At 65.6% G+C, this 17,079-nt stretch carries 13 protein-coding genes, 2 tRNA genes and 1 pseudogene; 9 read left to right on the forward strand and 7 right to left on the reverse strand.

The features are described 5' to 3' along the window. Positions 1 to 40: 40 nt before the first annotated feature. Positions 41 to 1,093: an AraC family transcriptional regulator gene (locus tag EH231_RS04830; RefSeq protein WP_124711989.1), complete on the forward strand. Its 1,053-nt coding sequence runs from the start codon at positions 41 to 43 to the stop codon at positions 1,091 to 1,093. Positions 1,094 to 1,226: 133 nt separating this feature from the next. Here the strand turns inward: EH231_RS04830 and EH231_RS04835 are convergent, their stop codons facing one another. Both EH231_RS04835 and EH231_RS04840 read right to left on the reverse strand, forming a co-directional pair. Beyond that, positions 1,227 to 1,982 carry a hypothetical protein gene (locus EH231_RS04835; protein ID WP_124711990.1) on the reverse strand — a complete coding sequence of 252 codons (756 nt, stop codon included), beginning with the start codon at positions 1,980 to 1,982 and terminating at the stop codon, positions 1,227 to 1,229. A 168-nt stretch (positions 1,983 to 2,150) separates the two neighbouring features. After that, a complete protein-coding gene (locus EH231_RS04840; protein WP_124711991.1) occupies positions 2,151 to 3,284 on the reverse strand; it encodes a DUF805 domain-containing protein in 1,134 nt (377 codons plus the stop codon). Between the two features lie 211 nt (positions 3,285 to 3,495). Here EH231_RS04840 and EH231_RS04845 point away from each other — a divergent pair, with 211 nt between their 5' ends. Together EH231_RS04845 and EH231_RS04850 are read left to right on the forward strand one after the other, a co-directional pair. Then, the gene (locus EH231_RS04845) at positions 3,496 to 4,713 is read left to right on the forward strand and encodes an ATP-binding protein (RefSeq protein ID WP_124711992.1); all 1,218 of its coding nucleotides are present in this window, start codon (positions 3,496 to 3,498) and stop codon (positions 4,711 to 4,713) included. Next, positions 4,710 to 5,852, forward strand: a complete 1,143-nt coding sequence (locus tag EH231_RS04850) for a tetratricopeptide repeat protein (RefSeq protein WP_124711993.1) — start codon at positions 4,710 to 4,712, stop codon at positions 5,850 to 5,852. Before EH231_RS04845 ends, EH231_RS04850 begins: the two co-directional genes overlap by 4 nt. Before the next feature lie 32 nt (positions 5,853 to 5,884). Here the strand turns inward: EH231_RS04850 and EH231_RS04855 are convergent, their stop codons facing one another. The 4 genes from EH231_RS04855 to EH231_RS04870 all read right to left on the reverse strand — a co-directional run bounded on the left by EH231_RS04855 (position 5,885) and on the right by EH231_RS04870 (position 8,891). Continuing rightward, complete coding sequence (locus tag EH231_RS04855; protein ID WP_090425535.1) at positions 5,885 to 8,236, reverse strand: hypothetical protein; 2,352 nt, start codon at positions 8,234 to 8,236, stop codon at positions 5,885 to 5,887. 24 nt (positions 8,237 to 8,260) lie between these two features. Continuing rightward, a tRNA-Thr gene (locus EH231_RS04860) sits at positions 8,261 to 8,332 on the reverse strand. Positions 8,333 to 8,354: 22 nt separating this feature from the next. Then, positions 8,355 to 8,426, reverse strand: a tRNA-Arg gene (locus tag EH231_RS04865). A 189-nt stretch (positions 8,427 to 8,615) separates the two neighbouring features. Next, positions 8,616 to 8,891 (reverse strand): hypothetical protein, encoded by a 276-nt coding sequence (locus EH231_RS04870; RefSeq protein WP_090425536.1) that lies wholly within the window; start codon positions 8,889 to 8,891, stop codon positions 8,616 to 8,618. 499 nt (positions 8,892 to 9,390) lie between these two features. Here EH231_RS04870 and EH231_RS04875 point away from each other — a divergent pair, with 499 nt between their 5' ends. Next, positions 9,391 to 10,470: a catalase family peroxidase gene (locus tag EH231_RS04875; RefSeq protein ID WP_090425537.1), complete on the forward strand. Its 1,080-nt coding sequence runs from the start codon at positions 9,391 to 9,393 to the stop codon at positions 10,468 to 10,470. After that, positions 10,467 to 11,033: a cytochrome b gene (locus EH231_RS04880; RefSeq protein WP_124711994.1), complete on the forward strand. Its 567-nt coding sequence runs from the start codon at positions 10,467 to 10,469 to the stop codon at positions 11,031 to 11,033. Before EH231_RS04875 ends, EH231_RS04880 begins: the two co-directional genes overlap by 4 nt. A gap of 13 nt (positions 11,034 to 11,046) precedes the next feature. Here the strand turns inward: EH231_RS04880 and EH231_RS04885 are convergent, their stop codons facing one another. Next, on the reverse strand, positions 11,047 to 11,991 hold the full coding sequence (locus EH231_RS04885; RefSeq protein ID WP_164480770.1) for an alpha/beta hydrolase: 945 nt from the start codon (positions 11,989 to 11,991) through the stop codon (positions 11,047 to 11,049). On the opposite strand from EH231_RS04885, the gene EH231_RS04890 reads away from it, so the two are divergent. The 4 genes and pseudogenes from EH231_RS04890 to EH231_RS04905 all read left to right on the forward strand — a co-directional run bounded on the left by EH231_RS04890 (position 11,954) and on the right by EH231_RS04905 (position 17,066). Next, on the forward strand, positions 11,954 to 12,712 hold the full coding sequence (locus EH231_RS04890) for a lysoplasmalogenase (protein WP_164480771.1): 759 nt from the start codon (positions 11,954 to 11,956) through the stop codon (positions 12,710 to 12,712). The two genes, EH231_RS04885 and EH231_RS04890, sit on opposite strands and share 38 nt — an antisense overlap. Then, positions 12,709 to 14,709 (forward strand): primosomal protein N', encoded by a 2,001-nt coding sequence (locus tag EH231_RS04895; RefSeq protein ID WP_090425539.1) that lies wholly within the window; start codon positions 12,709 to 12,711, stop codon positions 14,707 to 14,709. The genes EH231_RS04890 and EH231_RS04895 overlap by 4 nt, the downstream gene beginning before the upstream one ends. Before the next feature lie 48 nt (positions 14,710 to 14,757). Further along, positions 14,758 to 16,582, forward strand: a pseudogene (locus EH231_RS04900) (DUF2207 domain-containing protein); the annotation flags it as partial. Continuing rightward, entirely contained in the window at positions 16,533 to 17,066 is a 534-nt protein-coding gene (locus tag EH231_RS04905) for a LemA family protein (RefSeq protein WP_420891952.1), read from the forward strand. The pseudogene EH231_RS04900 and the gene EH231_RS04905, both read left to right, overlap by 50 nt. Positions 17,067 to 17,079 lie beyond the last annotated feature (13 nt).

Raw genomic sequence — 17,079 nt, forward strand, 5'->3', positions numbered from 1 at the left:
CACAGAGTTGGGATTTTGGGACAGCGGCTGGAGGCGAACCATGGCCAGGTCGGGATCGATCTCGCGATCAACATGGTCGGCCGACGTGTGCCATCCGATTCATGCCACCCGGGTGCTGTGCGAGGTGGCCGTGGAACGCGGTGTCAGCGCGGCGCAGGTCCTGGCCGGAACCGGAGTGGCGCCAGCGGATCTCGATGACCCCGATGGTGTGATCAGTGCGCACGACGAGATCCTGGTGGTCCGCCACCTGCAGGCCCGGCTTCCCGGCGAACCCGGACTGGGCATCGATGTCGGTGGCCGGTCGGCCCTGACGCACATGGGGCTGTTCGGGTTCGCCGTCATGTCCTGTGCCACCCTGCGGGAACTGTTCAGCATCGGGATGCGGTATTTCGCCCTGACGACCCTGCAGATTGATCTGCAGTTGTTCGAGGGCGCCGACGAGTGTGTGCTGGAACTCAATGCCGACCATCTGCCCAACGATGTCCAACGCTTCTTCATTGAACGAGACATCGCTGGAATGATCGCTACCACAAGCAGTTTCGCGTACAATGTGGTGGCTCAGTATGCCGACCGGATCTACGCCGAGGTGTCGATCGACGAGGAAGTGCTGCAGCCTCTCCTGACCTTGATGCCGCTACCGAATGTGGCGTTCGGGCGTGCCTACTCTCGGTTGCACTTTCCCCGTGCCATGCTCGACGAGCCACTGCCACAAGCTGATCCGTACACCCTCGATCTGTGCATTGCCCAGTGCGATGCGCTGATGCAGCGTTATGAGCAACGTCGCGGTATCACTGCTGTGGTGCGCAGCAAGCTTTTTCGCGATACCGGCCGGTTTCCGGCCCTTCCCGAGGTGGCAGCAGAGCTCGACATGCATCCGCGCACATTGCGGCGTCGGCTCGCCGACGAGGGCACGTCATTCCGCGCGTTGGTGAACGAGGCGCGCTCGGCGCTCGCGCGCGACCTGCTGTGCAATGTCGGGTTGACGGTCGACGAGGTATCGCGCCGCCTCGGCTACACCGAGACCTCGACGTTCTGCCACGCCTTCAAACGCTGGCATGGCATGCCGCCCAGCACGTTCTCGCAGACACGCTAGCCATTTGAACCGCGACTCCGAAGTACGCGATGGTCGGAAGTGAATTACGTTTCAGTACAGTGCGTTTACTCACATGAAGGTCGACGGCGAGGCGCCTTCCCGCTTTCTTCTGTGATAGGCCTTGACCGACTACTCAATTGATTTCCATCCAGGCTGGTTCCGGGCCTAGAGCGGAGTTGAATTCCGCGATCTGCACCGGAGTTGTGTACGTGATGTCCATATTCTCGCTGTCCTGCGAGATGTAGAAGCGTTCCGCGCGTCCGGGTGGGGCAAAGATCGGTGCCAACTGTTCGATCAGCCCGTCGGGTAGGTACTTGGCGTACATGGTGAAGGGCAGCGAGTGTCGGGCAGCGCCCATCTCGAATTCGATGACGGCGTTGGGTGTCGGGTCCAAGCTGGGGCGCTGATGGTCGTCGATCGTTTCGAACCTGATCTGACGCAACGGCCCGTCGTATCCGCTGAGGCGGGCGAATTCACGCACGATCTCGAATACATCGTCGTCGTAGAACTCCACCTGGTTGGTGAAGAACGCGAGGTGTCGAAGTGGTGGGTCCCGTTCGTCGCCCAGCATTTCCAGGACCATCGTCACGGAGTGGATGCCCATCTCTTCGAATACGTCAGTGTGTTCAGCGCACTCGACGACATCGTCATCGGATACTTCGCCGGGTTCGAGAATCCCGGCCGTTTCCAGCAGGGCGAACGTGGACAGCAGTTGTACCTGAAGTTCGGGTGCAAGTGGGTGCCGCCACCGGGGCGACGCCGGTCGGTTCGGGTCAGGTGGTGAATACGGCGGTTCGTCATCGCGGGCTTCGAGAAACTCCTTGTAGGCCTGCCGTAGGCATCCGAGACCAAACGCGAGAATCCCCCACGCGACCAGTTGGTTCGGCATGGGCGTATTCGGGATCGACCACAGCCCCAGCCACCCATGCCGAGGCCGCACCCCAAATAGAGCAGTGGACCAATCCAGCGCGTCCGGTACAGCGCCTGATCGAAGAGGTCCGTCCACCACGAGTTCACGGCGTAATCACTCCCGAACGAGCGACGGGTAGAAATGCGCTCATCTTGAGGTGGGGTGGTTGATGTCTGTAATCAGCAGGGGATTGGTCTCCGCAATCTTCTCGAGTATCTGCAGTGTGCCTGCCACGCCATTGTCGAGCGCTTGTGCGGAAGTGACGGTGTCGTCGGTAACGCCGACAAGTTGAACGAAGCGCAGGCGACCGAATCCGGTGTCGATCGCAGCGAGTGCAGGATCGTCGCCGAACATGATTGCGGTCAGGTCGGTTTGGGGTTCACCTAGTGTGATCGGCCCGCCGACTTTGATGCGGTGACCCACGTCCAGCGCATCGGTTCCGCTGAAAACCAGGTCTCCCAGCCGTTGGAGGAGAATCAGGGACCAGGTAGGAACCTGGGGTGCCAGCGGTTGGGTGAGGTCGATGTCGGCGGCCACTCGGAAGGTCCACTCAAAGTCTGCCCAGGTGTCGTCCTCGTCGGGCGACGGGTCGGAAGCGAACACGTTGGAGAACCCGTAGGTGACCAGGTGCCAGTGCGGCTGAGGGGCCGCGGTGTTCGGGTAGGCAGTGATTCCCCAAATTCCCTGGCCCGGCAGACGCGCATCGGTGCGTCCGAAATGTGGCGCGGCATCCCCCAGTCCTGGGTACAGCCGGGCAAACGCGGCATCGATGGCATCCCATCCGGGAGCCGAATCGTCGTCGTCGTCATCATCGTCGTAGTCATCACGGCGGTCGAAACGTTCACCAAGCGCCTTGGAGGGCAGCACGCCGAAGATGATCGGGAACACGGATCCGATGTAGGGCAACAGGAATAGCAGGGACATCCATCCTGACAAATCGGCGTCATGGAGTCGGCGGACCAAGAGTGCCCAGTTTGGAACCGCACACACAAGTACGAACACCACCACGAGTGCCAGAGACAGGCGCCCGAGCGCGCTGGGGTCTCCGGCTACGGCGACGATTGCCACGCAAAAGATGGCGACTATTGCGATTGCCAGCTGGACCCACCAGTACTCGCTGCGCGACGCGCGGCCGGAGAAGCGGGCGTAGCTGCGGAAGAAGCGCGACACTGCGTGGCCGAATGTGGCTCCGTACAGCGGCAGCGTGAGGTCGCGCGGATCGTTCGCGCCGACTGGCTCGGATGGGTGCGTGTCGGACGACGTGTCCTCGCTGCGGGTCATTGGTCCTCTTCTCGATTATTCGGTTGTGCACGGAACCGGCTGAGTTCCGCTGTCCGATCCACTGGGGCTGAGATCAACGCGCAAGGTACAGCGTTGCGTCAAGCAATACGGGCAATTCGGGTGGAGTGGAAGTTGTCGTAGAGGTAGGTGATTACGCTATCGCTGCGCGGTCTCATTGGTTGACCGTTTGTGTGCGGGAGGATGGCGCGGAATGGCGATAGACCCTCAGCTGCTGGCGGCGATCGACGGCGCGGTTCGTGCCGAGCCGGCAAATCGCGCTCTACGGCTGCACCTGGCAGATCTGCTCCTAGATGACGGGCAGTACGTCGCCGCGCTCGGTCACTGCGAAATTCTCCTGCAGCAGTCCCCTGAGGACGCCGAGGTCCTCGCGCGTAAGACCGCGGCGCTCGATGGATTCGGCATGCCCACTGTCACACCGCAACCGACCGTTCCCGAGCAGGTTGCCCCCGCGCCACAACCGGCGCAGCTGCCGCAGACCGAATCATGGGCCACGGCCGACGACGATGACGACGCCATCCCGGTCAGCGACTTGATGGAGATCGTCCGGCCGGAACTCACGCTCGACGATGTGGCCGGGATGGAGGACGTCAAACAACGGCTTCGGATGAGCTTCCTCGAACCCATGCGCAATGAAGAGCTGCGCAAGTCGTTCGGGCATGCACTGCGATCCAGCCTGCTGTTGTGGGGACCGCCCGGTTGCGGCAAGACGTTCCTGGCCAAATCGCTGGCCGGCGAACTCGGGCTGTTCTTCATCCATGTCGGCATCGCCGACATCCTCGACAAGTGGCTCGGCAACAGCGAGCGCAACATCAAGAGTGTCTTCGAAGAAGCGCGACAGATGCGCCCGACCGTGTTGTTCATCGATGAGCTCGACGCACTCGGCCACAAACGCGCGCAGACATCGAGCTTCATCCGCAGCATCGTCAACCAATTGCTGCTCGAACTCGACGGGGCGACCAGCGACAACGAGGGGATATTGGTGCTCGGGGCGACCAACCAGGTGTGGGATGTCGACCCCGCGCTGCTGCGTCCTGGTCGCTTCGATCGAAAGGTGCTGGTGCTGCCGCCCGATCGACCCGCCAGAGAGGCGATCCTGGCGCACCATCTGCAGACCAGCCCGACAGAGCGGCTGAACCTGGCGGCTGTGGCCGACCGCACCGAAGGGTATTCGGGGGCGGATCTGGCGGGTCTGTGCCGCCACGCTGTCGAGTTCGCACTGCACGACTCGGTGCGACGCGGTTCCACCCAGCCGGTCAACCAGCGCCACCTCGACACGGCACTGAAGGACTCCCAGGCCAGCACGGCGTCGTGGTTCAGCCTGGCGCAGAACTATGTCGCGTTCGCCGAAAACCGGGACGAATACGCCGAACTCGAACGCTACCTCGCGAGGAGGAGGAAGCGGCGATGACGTCGATGGCCGACCGTGCCGCGGAGAAGGTCCGGGTACTTCTCGATCTCGACCGCAACGAGGAGGCAGCCCAGGCGGCACGCGCCGGATTGCAGAGCGACCCGAACAACGCCGAGCTGTTGGGACTGCTGGCCTCTGCGCTTCACGCGGACGGTCACGCGCGCGAGGCCCGGAAGTGGACCGAACGCTCCCTTGCCATCGACCCGAACCAGGCTTGGGTCCATGACGTCCGGGCGCGAGCCATCCTCAACGGTGGCGGAAAGGCCAAAGAGGCAGTCGAATCGGCCAGTGCGGCAGTGAAACTCGCGCACACCCACGCCTACTACCGCTACACGCTCACGCGCACCCAGCTCGAGGCCAAACAACGCAAGGCCGCCCAGGCAACCGCGGAGTCGATCCGCACAGTCGCCCCGGCTTCGCCGTTGGGCCCGCTCTCACAAGCGCTCGTCGAGATCGACCGCGCCAAGTTCTTCAGCGTTCACCCGGTGTGGGCAGTGGTGGCAGTCGTGGTGACCCGGGGTGCCGTCCTGCTTTTCTGGGCCATCGCGTGGCTCTACATGTACTTTCGGCGGCGCGGCCCACTCCGGCGCGCCGACGCCCACCTCATGGAAGCGTTGCGCCTCAACCCAGGGGACGCCTTCACGCATCGGGTCGCTGCCGAAGTCGCCCGATACCGTTTCCGGTTCGTCCGCGCCGTCGATTCCACACTCGCGTCGGCAGCAATTGACGCCGACATGGTGGACGCAACCGAGCTGGCGCGCGGCATCGTGCGCAGGACCACGGCGATCACGGCCGTCACCTTCGCCGTCTGGCTCGTCCTCATGCTGACGCTGTTCAGCACCATGAGCCACTCAGCCGTGATGTCCATCCTCGGTACGGTGCTGGTGATCGCCGCAGCGGCGGGCGTCACCTGGCTTTATGAGGAACAGACCAAACGACTACCGCCGGGCGTCCTGCGACTCGTCCGCCGACGCTGGGGCCTGCCGGCCACGGTGCTCGTGATCGCGGCGTGGCTATCGCTCATGGCCGCGAACAACCCGCTGAGCATCGCTGTCCCTACGGCGGTCGGCGCTGTGACCCTGCTGGCTGGCTTCTGCGTATTGACCGTGAAGCTGGTGTCCGCCAGGCGTATTGGCTGATCCGAGAGATGGAAGTCTGTGACTCACCGGCGTTATGGCTGGGGCAGGTACCAGTGTCGGCCCACTGCCCATCCGAGGAAACGTCGGCCCGTACCCGCCGGCACGGTGCCGGTCGCTGCGAATGTCTTTCCGCCGATGACGTGGTCCAGTCCGTCAATCGCGGGCCGGAATTGGTTGTGGATGCCGGCAGCCCGGGCTTCGTCGTGCAGCAGCCCCACCTGTGACTGTTGCACCGCAGGATCGCAGAAGCTGAGCAGGAAGATTGCCTGACGCCAGGCGTATGCGGCGTTCTTGATTTGGATCAGTGCGACGTGCCAGTCATGGGTGGGTTGTGCGAGTCGTCGGATAACCCAGGTGAATGTGTTGCGGACCAATTGGGGTGAGCTATCGCGCAACTGGTCAAGGAGGTCGAGCTCGTACACGAGCGTAGCAAGGTTATGGGTGGTAAGGATCTGGCTTTGTTCCAGAATGGCGCCGTTGCGAGCGACCCAGGAGCCGTTGCGGGGTTGATATTCCGTGGCGCCTGCCTCTTCGGCTCGCCTAGCGCACACCTGAGCGAAGTCCTCTGCTGTCGGCTTTCCCCATCGTTTCGGGGCGTCGCTTCGGGCCGCCCAGAACCAAGCAGGCGGGAGATCGTAGTAGTCGGCGTAGAGGGTGCCGGCCATGGTGCGGCTAGCGATAGCAGCGGCGCTATGCCATTTTGAGGTGAAGGTGCCCATGAAGATGTCAGCGGCGACTTCCTCCACCAGCGGCAGTTGCAGCCCGGATTCGGTCGCCAGCGTGCCGAGTTCGCGGACCAGTGAGTTGGGCAAGATGGTGTGGGGAAACGCAGTCAGGGCAAGCATGCTGGCTTGTCGCAGAGATTGCCGGGCCGCCTTGGCGTTGTCCGCGTGCCGAGATCGGCATGGTTGCAGCGCAGCGATCCACGGCAATTCCTCAAAGCGCACCTGGTGTTCGAGGTTGAGGAGCAGCAGGCTACGACGGCGGCGGAACGCGGTGTAGGTCTGCTCGTAGAGGCCGGCCAGCACCGGATCGCCGATGCTTGCTGCAGTAAGCCGTGACGTCAGCTGCGGCAGCACGATCGCGAGCACCTCGCTGGAGCTGATGACGCCACGGCTCACCAACTCATCCACGGGCGCTTCTAGCGCGCGAGTTGCCTTCTGCAGCAAGTGTTGCGGGATCGGTGTCCCCGTGGGGATGCTGTCGACTGGCTCATCGGCTTCGGTGACGTCGGCGGCGATCGAATCTAGCGAAGGCACACCTGCGTCCGCGGGGTAGCGGTCCAAGCGTCGGGCGAGCACGCGGGCCAGCGCGGCGTATGTTGGCGCGTTGGCGATTCTGAGCTGAGTCGCTCGGAGTGTGTCTCGGTGCTTAGAGCCGGCGGCTCCGTGCCGGGTGATCGTGTTCGCCAGAGCGCGACGGATCCCGCCGACCTCATGGGCGGGCAGTGTTTCACCCCCGTTGGGGCAGCTTTCAAGAGCGCGGTGCAGCGTGGCGAAGTTGCTCTTGGGGTGGGCGTGGCGACCAACGAATTCATCACTGCTGCATGCTTGCGCGAAGTCGGCGAGCCAGCGTGCCCTATCGTGCGCCCACTTTGGCGGCCATTGTTGGCAGGGCCAGCCTCCATGCACGGCTCGAGTTCCGTCGCGGTGAGGCAATTCACCCTCAACTGTGGTGGACCACAGCGCTACAAGTCGGTCATACAGTGGGTTCCATACGGCCAGCGTTGCCCGCATCGTAGCGATCTGGGGCGGCACTGACACCGCTCGTAATGACTGTGCCGTCTGCGTGGCAGAGGCCAGCCGCACCGCAGCCCCCGACAAGCGGGCCACCGACTCGAACCGTGGGGTGAACCTGAGCCGGTTCATGAACGGCCTCAGTTCTGCGACAAGGTCCAACGCTTGTTCTGGGAAGTCGTTGTCCAACAACAGCACTACGACGCTGAGAGCGGCCTCTTCAGGTATCTCCACGCGGTAGTGGCCGCTATGCAAGGCCTCGCGCAGCCGCGTCTGCCCGGCATCGCTTAGAAACCACAGATTGAGCCGTTCACGCTCATTCGCACCCGGGGTATCGCCGGGCAGCGTTGTCAGCAGCGCCATTTCGTCGTCATCGAGTGCGCTCTCCGCCAGATACCGTCCGGTGGCGAAGCCCCCGTGGGCGACCTCCAAGGTCACCCAAACCGGAGTGTCGGCGACAGGTGTGCGATTGCCCACGGAAATCTGGCCGCTGGCGATCCCGAACACGACATCTTCCCAGCGTCGTACTTTCTGCCGCACCCGCTCACGGTCCGCGGCATCGCCCAGCTCAACTGCCCGGGCCATCGCGCGGTGCAGCTGCTGGGTCGCGTACGCCAGGGACGCGGTGGGGTAGTGCTCGTCGGGCACGACAGTCTCCAGAATTAAGGGGTGACCTGGTGGTGAGGTTCGAACTCACGCCCTCCCGGTTACGAGCCGGATGCTCTGCCGCTGAGCTACACCAGGTTGCGACATGGCGGTCGCGTCGACATGGAGGCGGGGATCGAACCCGCGCCCTCCCGGTCCGAAGCCGGGCGATCTACCGCTGATCTACTCCATGATGGCGAATCGACGCTAGCAGAAGGGACCATTGCTGGCCGGCGATTTCGGCGTGGGGCGACTTGGTAGCTGTAACTGATCAGGGCTCGACCCGCAGTGGGCTTCGCGTGGCGGCTGAAAGACACGTATCAGCCTCGGGATGCAGATCCCCGAGCATCCCGTAGTGGTCAACCAGAAGTCAGGATTGCAATCACTTCCTGAATTCGGCTGCAGCCTGATTGCGACCCTGTTGCATCTTGGCGAGGTCAACCAGCTCACCGTAACCCTTGGACAGTGCTGCAGGGTCTGCGGCGTTTGTCGCCACCCACGAAAGAAGCTGGTCGGCAATGAGATCTACCATCTCGCCACGCGATTGATCCCGCAAATCAAGCATCAGGACATTGTTTTCATTCAGCTCGTGAATTTCCTGGCGCGCTGGCCCCGCCGGCAATGTGTCCTCAAGAAAATCGAACAAGAAGCTGGTCATCGAACTCTTCCATGACCAGTTACCGTGCTGGAGACGAACAAAACCGCCCATGCAGTCCTCTCATGTCACCGCGGATCCGCAGCATGCACACCCCGTGACACAGTCGGTTGCCCAGGGCGGCACATACCGTTCAAGTAAGTGTGGACCCAGTACGCGGATCTTTGAACAACGTATGTACAACCGCATCATGAGTGTGCCCAGTTCCGGTTTCTGAGTCCACCCGTTTATAAAGTCAGGCTTGTTTGATCAGATTCAGTGGATGCGGCAGGCCATGAAGAAACATGCGCTTGTTGTTCAGTCGATCGTCGATGGACGTCACGACGGTATAGGCATTTGGCCGACCTCGGGCACACCTGGACTTCCTTTTATTCACAGACTTCTGCGGTTGCATGGCAGCCGACACACAGACTCGGCACCGCGTTCGGCCGAATGAACGGCGGGCGGCCGCATACCGTTTCACACTGGAGGAAGTCCAGCGGCGAAGGGGAGTGCGACCAGGATGGAATCCGATGACGTTCCGGCGCTCAACCGCAGGAGAGCACTGCTCGGTCTGGCCGCGGTCGGCGGTGTCGCGGCGGTCGGTGTCGGCGGTCTCGCCGAGGCGGCGGGCTTGCTGCGGCCCAGTGCGCTGACTCCGGCGGATTTCGCCGACCGCTTCGAACAGATCAACGGCCGTCACGACGGTTTCCGGCGCAACCACGCCAAAGGCTTGGCCGCGACCGGAACGTTCACCAGCACGGGCGCAGGCGCCGAGGTGAGTCGCGCGGCGGTGTTCAAGCCTGGCGCAGTGCCCGTCGTGGGCAGGTTCTCGCTGTCGGGTGGCCTGCCCGATCAACCCGACAAGCCGGACACCGTGCGGGGATTGGGCCTGATGTTCCGGCTTCCCGACGGGGAGCAATGGCGCATCGCGATGGTGAACGTCCCGGTGTTCACCGACAACACCCCGCAAGGCTTCTACGACCGGATGCTCGCGTCACGCCCACAACCGCAGACCGGCAAGCCGGATCCGCAAGCGATGGCAGATTTCCTGGCCGGCCATCCGGAAACCGCCGCGGCGATGAAGATCATCAAGCAGAACCCACCGAGCGCCGGATTCGCCGACAGCACCTACCGCGGACTACACGCCTTCCGCGCCACCAACGACCAAGGCGCGACGACGTTCATCCGGTGGACGGCCGTGCCTCTGCAACCCGACGAGCCCGCCGAACCGCCACAGGCCAACGACAAGAACGGTCTCTTCGACGCGCTGATCGAGACGGTGGCGCACGGGCCCGTCCGCTGGAAGCTGGTCCTCACCCTGGCCGATCCGAGCGATCCCACCAACGACCCGACACTGCCGTGGCCGGCGAACCGTCCGACGATCGAGGCCGGCACGATCACCATCGACGCCGTCCACACCGAGGCCCCCGGCAACGCCCGCGACATCAACTTCGACCCGCTGGTGCTGCCTGACGGTCTGGACGCCTCCGACGACCCGGTGCTGACTGCGCGATCGGCGGTCTATGCCCGCTCGTTCAACCGGCGGGCTCGAGAACCCAAGTCGCCCAGCGCAGTCGTCGTTCCCGGGGGTGCGCAATGACCACCGAGACGAAATCGCCGATCACCCGCTTCAATCTGCCCGCCAGACTGCTGCACTGGTCGATGGCGGTGATGGTGATCGCGCAGTTCTTCATCGGTGTCACGATGATCGCGGCGCTCAGCTACTACCCGCTGCTGCTGGCGATCCACCGGCCGCTGGGCATAGCGATCCTGGTGTTCGCGATCGTGCGGCTCGTCAACCGGCTGACTCACCGGTTGCCGCCGTTCCTGGCCACGATGGGGTCCGTGGAACGGCGGGTCGCCAGCTACTCCGAATACCTGCTGTACGCACTGCTTTTGGTGCAGCCACTGATCGGGTGGGCCATGCTGTCGGCCGCGCAGTCACCGGTCGTGATGGTGGGGGCGGTGCACCTGCCGGCGATCGCCCCGCACAACATCACCCTGTACGCCGCGCTGCGCACGGCGCACACCGTGGCCGCCTACTTGTTGTTCGCGACGTTCACCGCACACATCTGCGCGGTGCTGTTTCACACTCTGGTGCTACGCGACGGCATTCTGCATCGAATGTCGTTGTGGCCCAAAAGAAACCATCCCGCCGAGTAGGGGAGTGAAACCGTCAGCCGTGCAGCGCATCTCGCAGCGCGGCGATGGCCTTGTCGAACGATTCGGTGGAGGCGGGCACCACACCGACATATCCGAGGTAGCCGTGTACCAGGGTCTCGGCGTTGTCCAGCTGCACCGGAACGCCTGCGGCGGATAGCAATTCGGCGTAGCGGATGCCGTCGTCACGCAACGGGTCGTGCCCGGCCACCGCGACGTAGGCCGGTGCGAGGCCGGACAGATCCGTCGCGCGGGCCGGCACCAGCGTGGCCGGTGGATCGGACAGATCCACGTGCCCGGCATACCAGCGCGAGAACCCCTGGACAGCGTCGAGCCCGAGGATCGGTGCGGTGGCGTTCTCGGTGAACGACGGCAGGCTGGTGTCCCACGTGGTGGCGGGGTACCAGAGCAGCTGAAAGCGCAGGGGAGTGCCGGCGTCACGCGCCAGCAGCGCCACGACCGCGCTGAGGTTGCCGCCCGCCGAATCGCCGGCCACGGCCATCCGGGTGGCGTCGGCACCCAGTTCTGCGGCATTGGCGGCCACCCACTGCGTCACGGCCCACACGTCATCGACGGCGGCCGGGTACGGGTGCTCGGGGGCCAGTCGGTAGTCCACCGACACCACCACCGCGTCGGCGCCCACGGCGTGCTGGCGGGCGGTGCCGTCGTAACTGTCCAGGTCACCCAGCGCCCAGCCGCCGCCGTGGATGAACACGATGACCGGCAGCGTCGCACCGTCGGTGGTCGGCGGCCGGTACACCCGGACCGGGATCGGGCCGGCCGGCCCAGGAACCTCACGGTCCTCGGCCTGCACCTCGGGATGGACCGGCATCCGCGGAATCTCACTGAATTGGCGCCGGGCCTCGTCGACACCGATGTCGGTCGATAGTTGGAACGGCACTGCCTCCAGTACCTTTTGCAGGATGGCATCGACAGCTGGTTTCTCGTCAGCAACGGACATCCCGCCACCGTACGCACACCGCCGGACGGTGTGGCTGTGGGGCGCCGCCGCGGTCGTCGGCGCGGCTTACGGGGTGTTTCTGCTCGTGGTGGCTCTGCGCTTGCCGGCCGGTGCCGATCTCACCGGCCAGTTCTTCGCCCAGCCCGCGGTCAAGGCGCTGCCTGCCCTGCTGCTGGCGGCGGCCGCGTGGGCTCATCCGATCGTGCGGGAACGCCGCTGGCTGGTCGGTGCGCTGGTGTTCTCCGCGCTCGGCGACTTCCTGCTCGCCATCCCGTGGTGGCAGCCGTCCTTCGTGCTCGGACTGGCCGCATTCCTGGTCGCGCACCTGTGCTTCCTTGGCGCACTGCTGCCCCTGGCGCGGCGCTCGACGCCGCGCCTGATCGCCGTCGCAGTCACGATCCTCGCCTGTCTGGCGCTGCTGACCTGGTTCTGGCCCCGGCTCGTCGAACAGGGGATGGCCGTTCCGGTGGTGGCCTACATCGCGGTGCTGGGAGCCATGGTGTGCACGGCGCTGCTGGCCCGGCTGCCCACCCCGTGGACCGCGGCCGGGGCGGTGTGTTTCGCGGTGTCGGACTCCATGATCGGCATCAGTCAGTTCGTGCGTGGCGATCAATTGCTCGCCGTTCCGATCTGGTGGGCGTACGCGACGACGCTACTGCTGATCACGGCGGGCATGTTCTTCGGCCGGGCGTCAGACAAGTCTGCTAAAGCTGTGAAGTGACGATCACCCGCCGCGCCGCCGAGCATGAGCCCATCGCGCGGGTGCTTCCCCTACTCACCGTTCCGCACCTGGACCGGGAGTTCGACTATCTGGTGTCGGAGGAACAATCTGACGATGCCCAGCCCGGCGTGCGGGTCCGGGTGCGCTTCAACGGCAGGCTGGTCGACGCGTACCTGCTGGAGCGGCGGTCCGATACCGACCACACCGGAAAGCTGGGCTGGCTCGATCGCGTGGTCTCGCCCGAGCCGGTACTCACCGCGGAGATCCGGCGGCTCGTCGACGCCGTCGCGGCCCGCTACGCCGGAACCCGCGCGGATGTGCTGCGTCTGGCGGTGCCGCCGCGCCATGCCAGGGCCGAGAAGCAGACTCCCGCCGAGCCGGAGCCGGTCGCGGCCGTCCCGGTCGATACCAGCGCCTGGGCCCGTTACGGCCGTGGCGAACAGTTCCTGACCGCAATCGGTGAAGGCCGTGCGGCGCGGGCCGTGTGGCAGGCGCTACCCGGGGAGAACTGGACACACCGGCTGGCCGAGGCGGCCGCCGTGGCGGTGAACGCGGGACTGGGAGTGGTGGCCGTGGTGCCGGATCAGCGCGATGTGGATGCGCTGTATGCCGCGGTGACCGAACACGTGCCCGCGTCGCGGGTGGTCGCGTTGTCGGCCGGGCTCGGCCCGTCGGCCCGGTACCGCCGCTGGCTGGCGGCGCTGCGGGGACAGGCCCAGGTGGTGATCGGCACCCGCAGTGCGGTGTTCGCCCCGGTGACCAACCTCGGGTTGGTCCTGGTGTGGGACGACGGCGACGACAACCTCGCCGAGCCGCGCGCGCCTTACCCCCATGCCCGCGAGGTCGCCATGCTGCGGGCACATCAGCTGCGCTGCGCCGCGATCATCGGCGGCTACGCGCGGACCGCCGAGGCACAGGCCCTGGTGCGGACCCGCTGGGCGCATGACGTGGTGGCGGCCCGGCCGGTGGTCCGCGCCGCCGCACCACGGGTGATCGCGCTGGAAGACAGCGGGTACGCCCAGGAGCGTGACCCGGCCGCCCACACCGCCCGGCTGCCGTCCATGGCGCTGCAGGCGGCCCGTTCGGCGCTGCAGGCCGAACATCCGGTGCTCATCCAAGTTCCGCGCCGCGGCTACGTGCCTGCGCTGGCCTGCGCGCGGTGTCGTGCGGTGACCCGCTGCAGGCACTGCACCGGCCCGCTGGCCCTGCCGGACCGCGGGAGCGCAGCTGCCGAATGCCGGTGGTGCGGCCGGGCCGAACCCGCATTGCGTTGCGCGCGTTGCGGTTCGGATGCGGTGCGGGCGGTCGTGGTGGGGGCCCGCCGTACCGCGGAGGAGTTGGGCCGGGCGTTCCCTGGCACCTCGGTGATCACCTCGGGCGGCGACGCGGTGCTCGGTGCGGTGGGGGCTGGACCGGCTCTGGTGGTCAGCACGCCCGGTGCGGAGCCGATCGCCGAAGGCGGTTACGGTGCGGCACTGCTGCTCGACGCGTGGGCGCTGTTGGGCCGGCAGGATCTGCGTGCCGCCGAGGACACCCTGCGCCGATGGATGGCTGCGGCGGCCCTGGTCCGGCCGCGCACCGACGGCGGAGTGGTGGCCGTGGTGGCGGAGTCGGCGATCTCCACCGTGCAGGCACTGATCCGCTGGGATCCGGTGGGGCATGCCGACGCCGAACTCGACGGGCGCGGCGACGTCGGACTGCCACCCGCCGTGCACATGGCGGCCATCGACGGGACGACGACAGCCGTCGAGGCACTGCTCGAAACCGCGCAACTGCCCGAAGTCGCGGAAACTCTCGGCCCGGTGGAACTGCCCGTCGGCGCACGCCGGCCACCAGGCCTGGACGCCGACGCCGAGGTGAGCCGGATGCTGGTCCGGGTGCCCAGGGGTGGGGGCCTGGAGTTGGCGGCCGCGCTCCGCAAGGCCACCGCGGTGCTCAGCGCGCGCAAAGACCAGCAACCGTGTCGTGTCCAAATCGACCCGTTACACATCGGGTAGGGCGGATACTTCACCCGTTGTCGGTGAGTGCCGAATCAGGAGGCTGCGATGCGCCGGGTGTGGTCGTGGTTGTTTACGTTGGGGCTCATTGCCTTTGGTCTGCTTTGGCCGCTGGTGTTCACCGGCGGGTCAGCGTCGGGGCCGGGTGTGGGTCACGCCGATCCGGTGGTGATCACCGACTACCGGGCCGAGTTCACCGTCGACACCGACGGACGGATGACCGCGGTCGAGACCATCACCGGCAATTTCCCCAGCGGACGGCACGGGATCTTCCGATATTGGGACGTGGCGAATCAGAACAATTCCCGCCTCCGGCAGGTACCCGAGATCGTGTCGATCACGATGGATGGCGCCCCGGCTCCGTACCAACTGCTGTGGGAGAGCGGTAAACGGTTCCGAGTGGCCAAGATCGGCGACCCCGCCACCACGCTGGACTGGGGCAGCCACGTCTTCGAGATCCGCTACACCATCGACGGCGTCCTCGACCCGGGCACCGTCGGTGCCAACCGTCAGTTCGCCGCGAACACCGGTAGCCCCGATGCGCGATCGGCCTTCTTCTGGAACGTCGTCGCACCGGCCTGGAACAACACCATCGAACGGGCCGACATCTCCGTCACCCTGCCCGCCGAGATCACCGGAGCCGGTTGCAGTGTCGGATTCGGTGTCGGCAGCGCCTGCACCGATCTGCGCGCCGAAGGCAACACCGTGCGGCTGGTGGCGACCGACCTGGAGCCGCACACCCCGGTCACGCTGCGCGCCGGCGTCGACGTGGCCACACCCGCGCAGGCGAGCCTGCCGTGGCCATACACCTGGGACCGGATCCTCGGCCGGTCGGTGACCGCACTGTTCTGGATCGCCTTGCTGACTGTCGGTATGGGGCTGCTCGCCTACTTCTGGTCGCGGACCACCGTCGAACCGTCACCGGGATTTCCGGTGCAGTACGCCCCGCCGGAGGGGCTCGGGCCCGTACAGACCGAGTACATCCGCACCGAGAACGTTCCGAAGAACGGGCTCAGTGCGACTTTGTTTCACCTCGCCGAGCGCGGACTCGTGGAACTGCGGCAGGTCAGTGACAAGCACTGGAAGATCAAAGGTCTCGCGAAGCCGGCAGATTGGGCCGATGTCGATCCGGTCGGCATCGACGTGGGTGCTGCGCTCAAGGTGATGTCGGTGGGTGCCGAGTTCACCGCCAAGAACACCGCGGCGGCCGGCAAGAAGCTGGCCAAGGCCAAAGCTGACATGGCGGTCGCGGTGCGCAAGTGGGCGTTCGACGACGGCCTCATGGTCAAGCGCCGTAGGGAATGGTGGATCCTCGTCGCCAATGTGGCGGCGTTCTTCGCGGCGTTGGCGTGTTTCTGGCTGTGGTTCGGAATCCCGATCACGTTGTGGGGGATGCCCTTCGCGGCGTTCTTCGTGTTCTCGGTAGGTTCCTGGGCCGGCGGTGTGGGTACCCGCCGCACCCCCGCCGGCCGGGAACTGTGGTCGCGGGCAGAGGGATTTCACCGTCTGCTGTCCACCGATTCCGCCGAGACCAGGTTCGACTTCGCCGCGCGCAAGGACCTCTACCTGGCGTACATCCCGTTCGCGGTGGCCGGAGGTACCGCGGCGCTGTGGGCCAAGAAGTATCAGGACACCATGGGCGCTGCTGCACCCCAACCGGATTGGTACAACTCGTCGTCGTCCTCGTCGGACAGCGGCCATGGTTTCATCGGCGGATCCGGCGATGCGGACTTCGACAGTTTCGAATCGGCACTATCGTCATCGATCGGGGCGTACACAGCCTCGCAGTCGTCGTCCTCCTCTTCGTCGGGCGGCGGATCGTGGTGAGCCTGCTGTTGGTGGTGATCCTGGTACTCGCGGTGGCGGTACTGGTGGGCTTCGTCATCGGCTACAACAAGCTGCGGGCGGCCGACGTGCACGTCGCCGAGGCGCTGAGCGGCATCGACGTCGAGCTGACCCGCCGTGCGGCGCTGATTCCGGCGCTGGTGCAGACCGTGGCGACGTTCGCCACGCACGAGACCGCGGTCCTCGGCCGGGTCAGCAGCGCCCAGGCGGCGCTGAACTCGGCGACCGGCGGAGCCTCGGTGGTACAGCGCAGCGCCGCCGAACGTGATCTCGACTCGGCGCTGACCGGCGTCCTTGCGCTGGGATCGTCCTACCCGCAACTCAATTCGTCGAACAACTTCCTGAACCTGCAGGAGAACCTCGCCGACACCGAGAACAAGCTGGCCTTCGCCCGGCAGTACTACAACGACGCCGTGGCCACCCTCAACCGGCTCGTCGGCACCATTCCCTGGGTGTATCTCGCCCCGCTGGCCGGAGTATCCGAGCGGGAGTACTACCAGACGCCGCATTAGGGAAGCGGCGGGC

It is taken from the genome of Mycolicibacterium nivoides, from assembly GCF_003855255.1.
GTDB lineage: Bacteria > Actinomycetota > Actinomycetes > Mycobacteriales > Mycobacteriaceae > Mycobacterium > Mycobacterium nivoides.

Excerpts from the sequence above, each read along its gene's own strand:
- EH231_RS04830 (WP_124711989.1), top strand. The coding sequence starts at position 41 with ATGGCCAGGTCGGGATCGATCTCGCGATCAACATGGTCGGCCGACGTG.
- EH231_RS04870 (WP_090425536.1), bottom strand. The coding sequence starts at position 8,891 with ATGACCAGCTTCTTGTTCGATTTTCTTGAGGACACATTGCCGGCGGGG.
- EH231_RS04880 (WP_124711994.1), top strand. The coding sequence starts at position 10,467 with ATGACCACCGAGACGAAATCGCCGATCACCCGCTTCAATCTGCCCGCC.
- EH231_RS04840 (WP_124711991.1), bottom strand. The coding sequence starts at position 3,284 with ATGACCCGCAGCGAGGACACGTCGTCCGACACGCACCCATCCGAGCCA.
- EH231_RS04850 (WP_124711993.1), top strand. The coding sequence starts at position 4,710 with ATGACGTCGATGGCCGACCGTGCCGCGGAGAAGGTCCGGGTACTTCTC.
- EH231_RS04845 (WP_124711992.1), top strand. The coding sequence starts at position 3,496 with ATGGCGATAGACCCTCAGCTGCTGGCGGCGATCGACGGCGCGGTTCGT.
- EH231_RS04835 (WP_124711990.1), bottom strand. The coding sequence starts at position 1,982 with ATGCCGAACCAACTGGTCGCGTGGGGGATTCTCGCGTTTGGTCTCGGA.
- EH231_RS04875 (WP_090425537.1), top strand. The coding sequence starts at position 9,391 with ATGGAATCCGATGACGTTCCGGCGCTCAACCGCAGGAGAGCACTGCTC.
- EH231_RS04885 (WP_164480770.1), bottom strand. The coding sequence starts at position 11,991 with ATGTCCGTTGCTGACGAGAAACCAGCTGTCGATGCCATCCTGCAAAAG.
- EH231_RS04890 (WP_164480771.1), top strand. The coding sequence starts at position 11,954 with ATGGCATCGACAGCTGGTTTCTCGTCAGCAACGGACATCCCGCCACCG.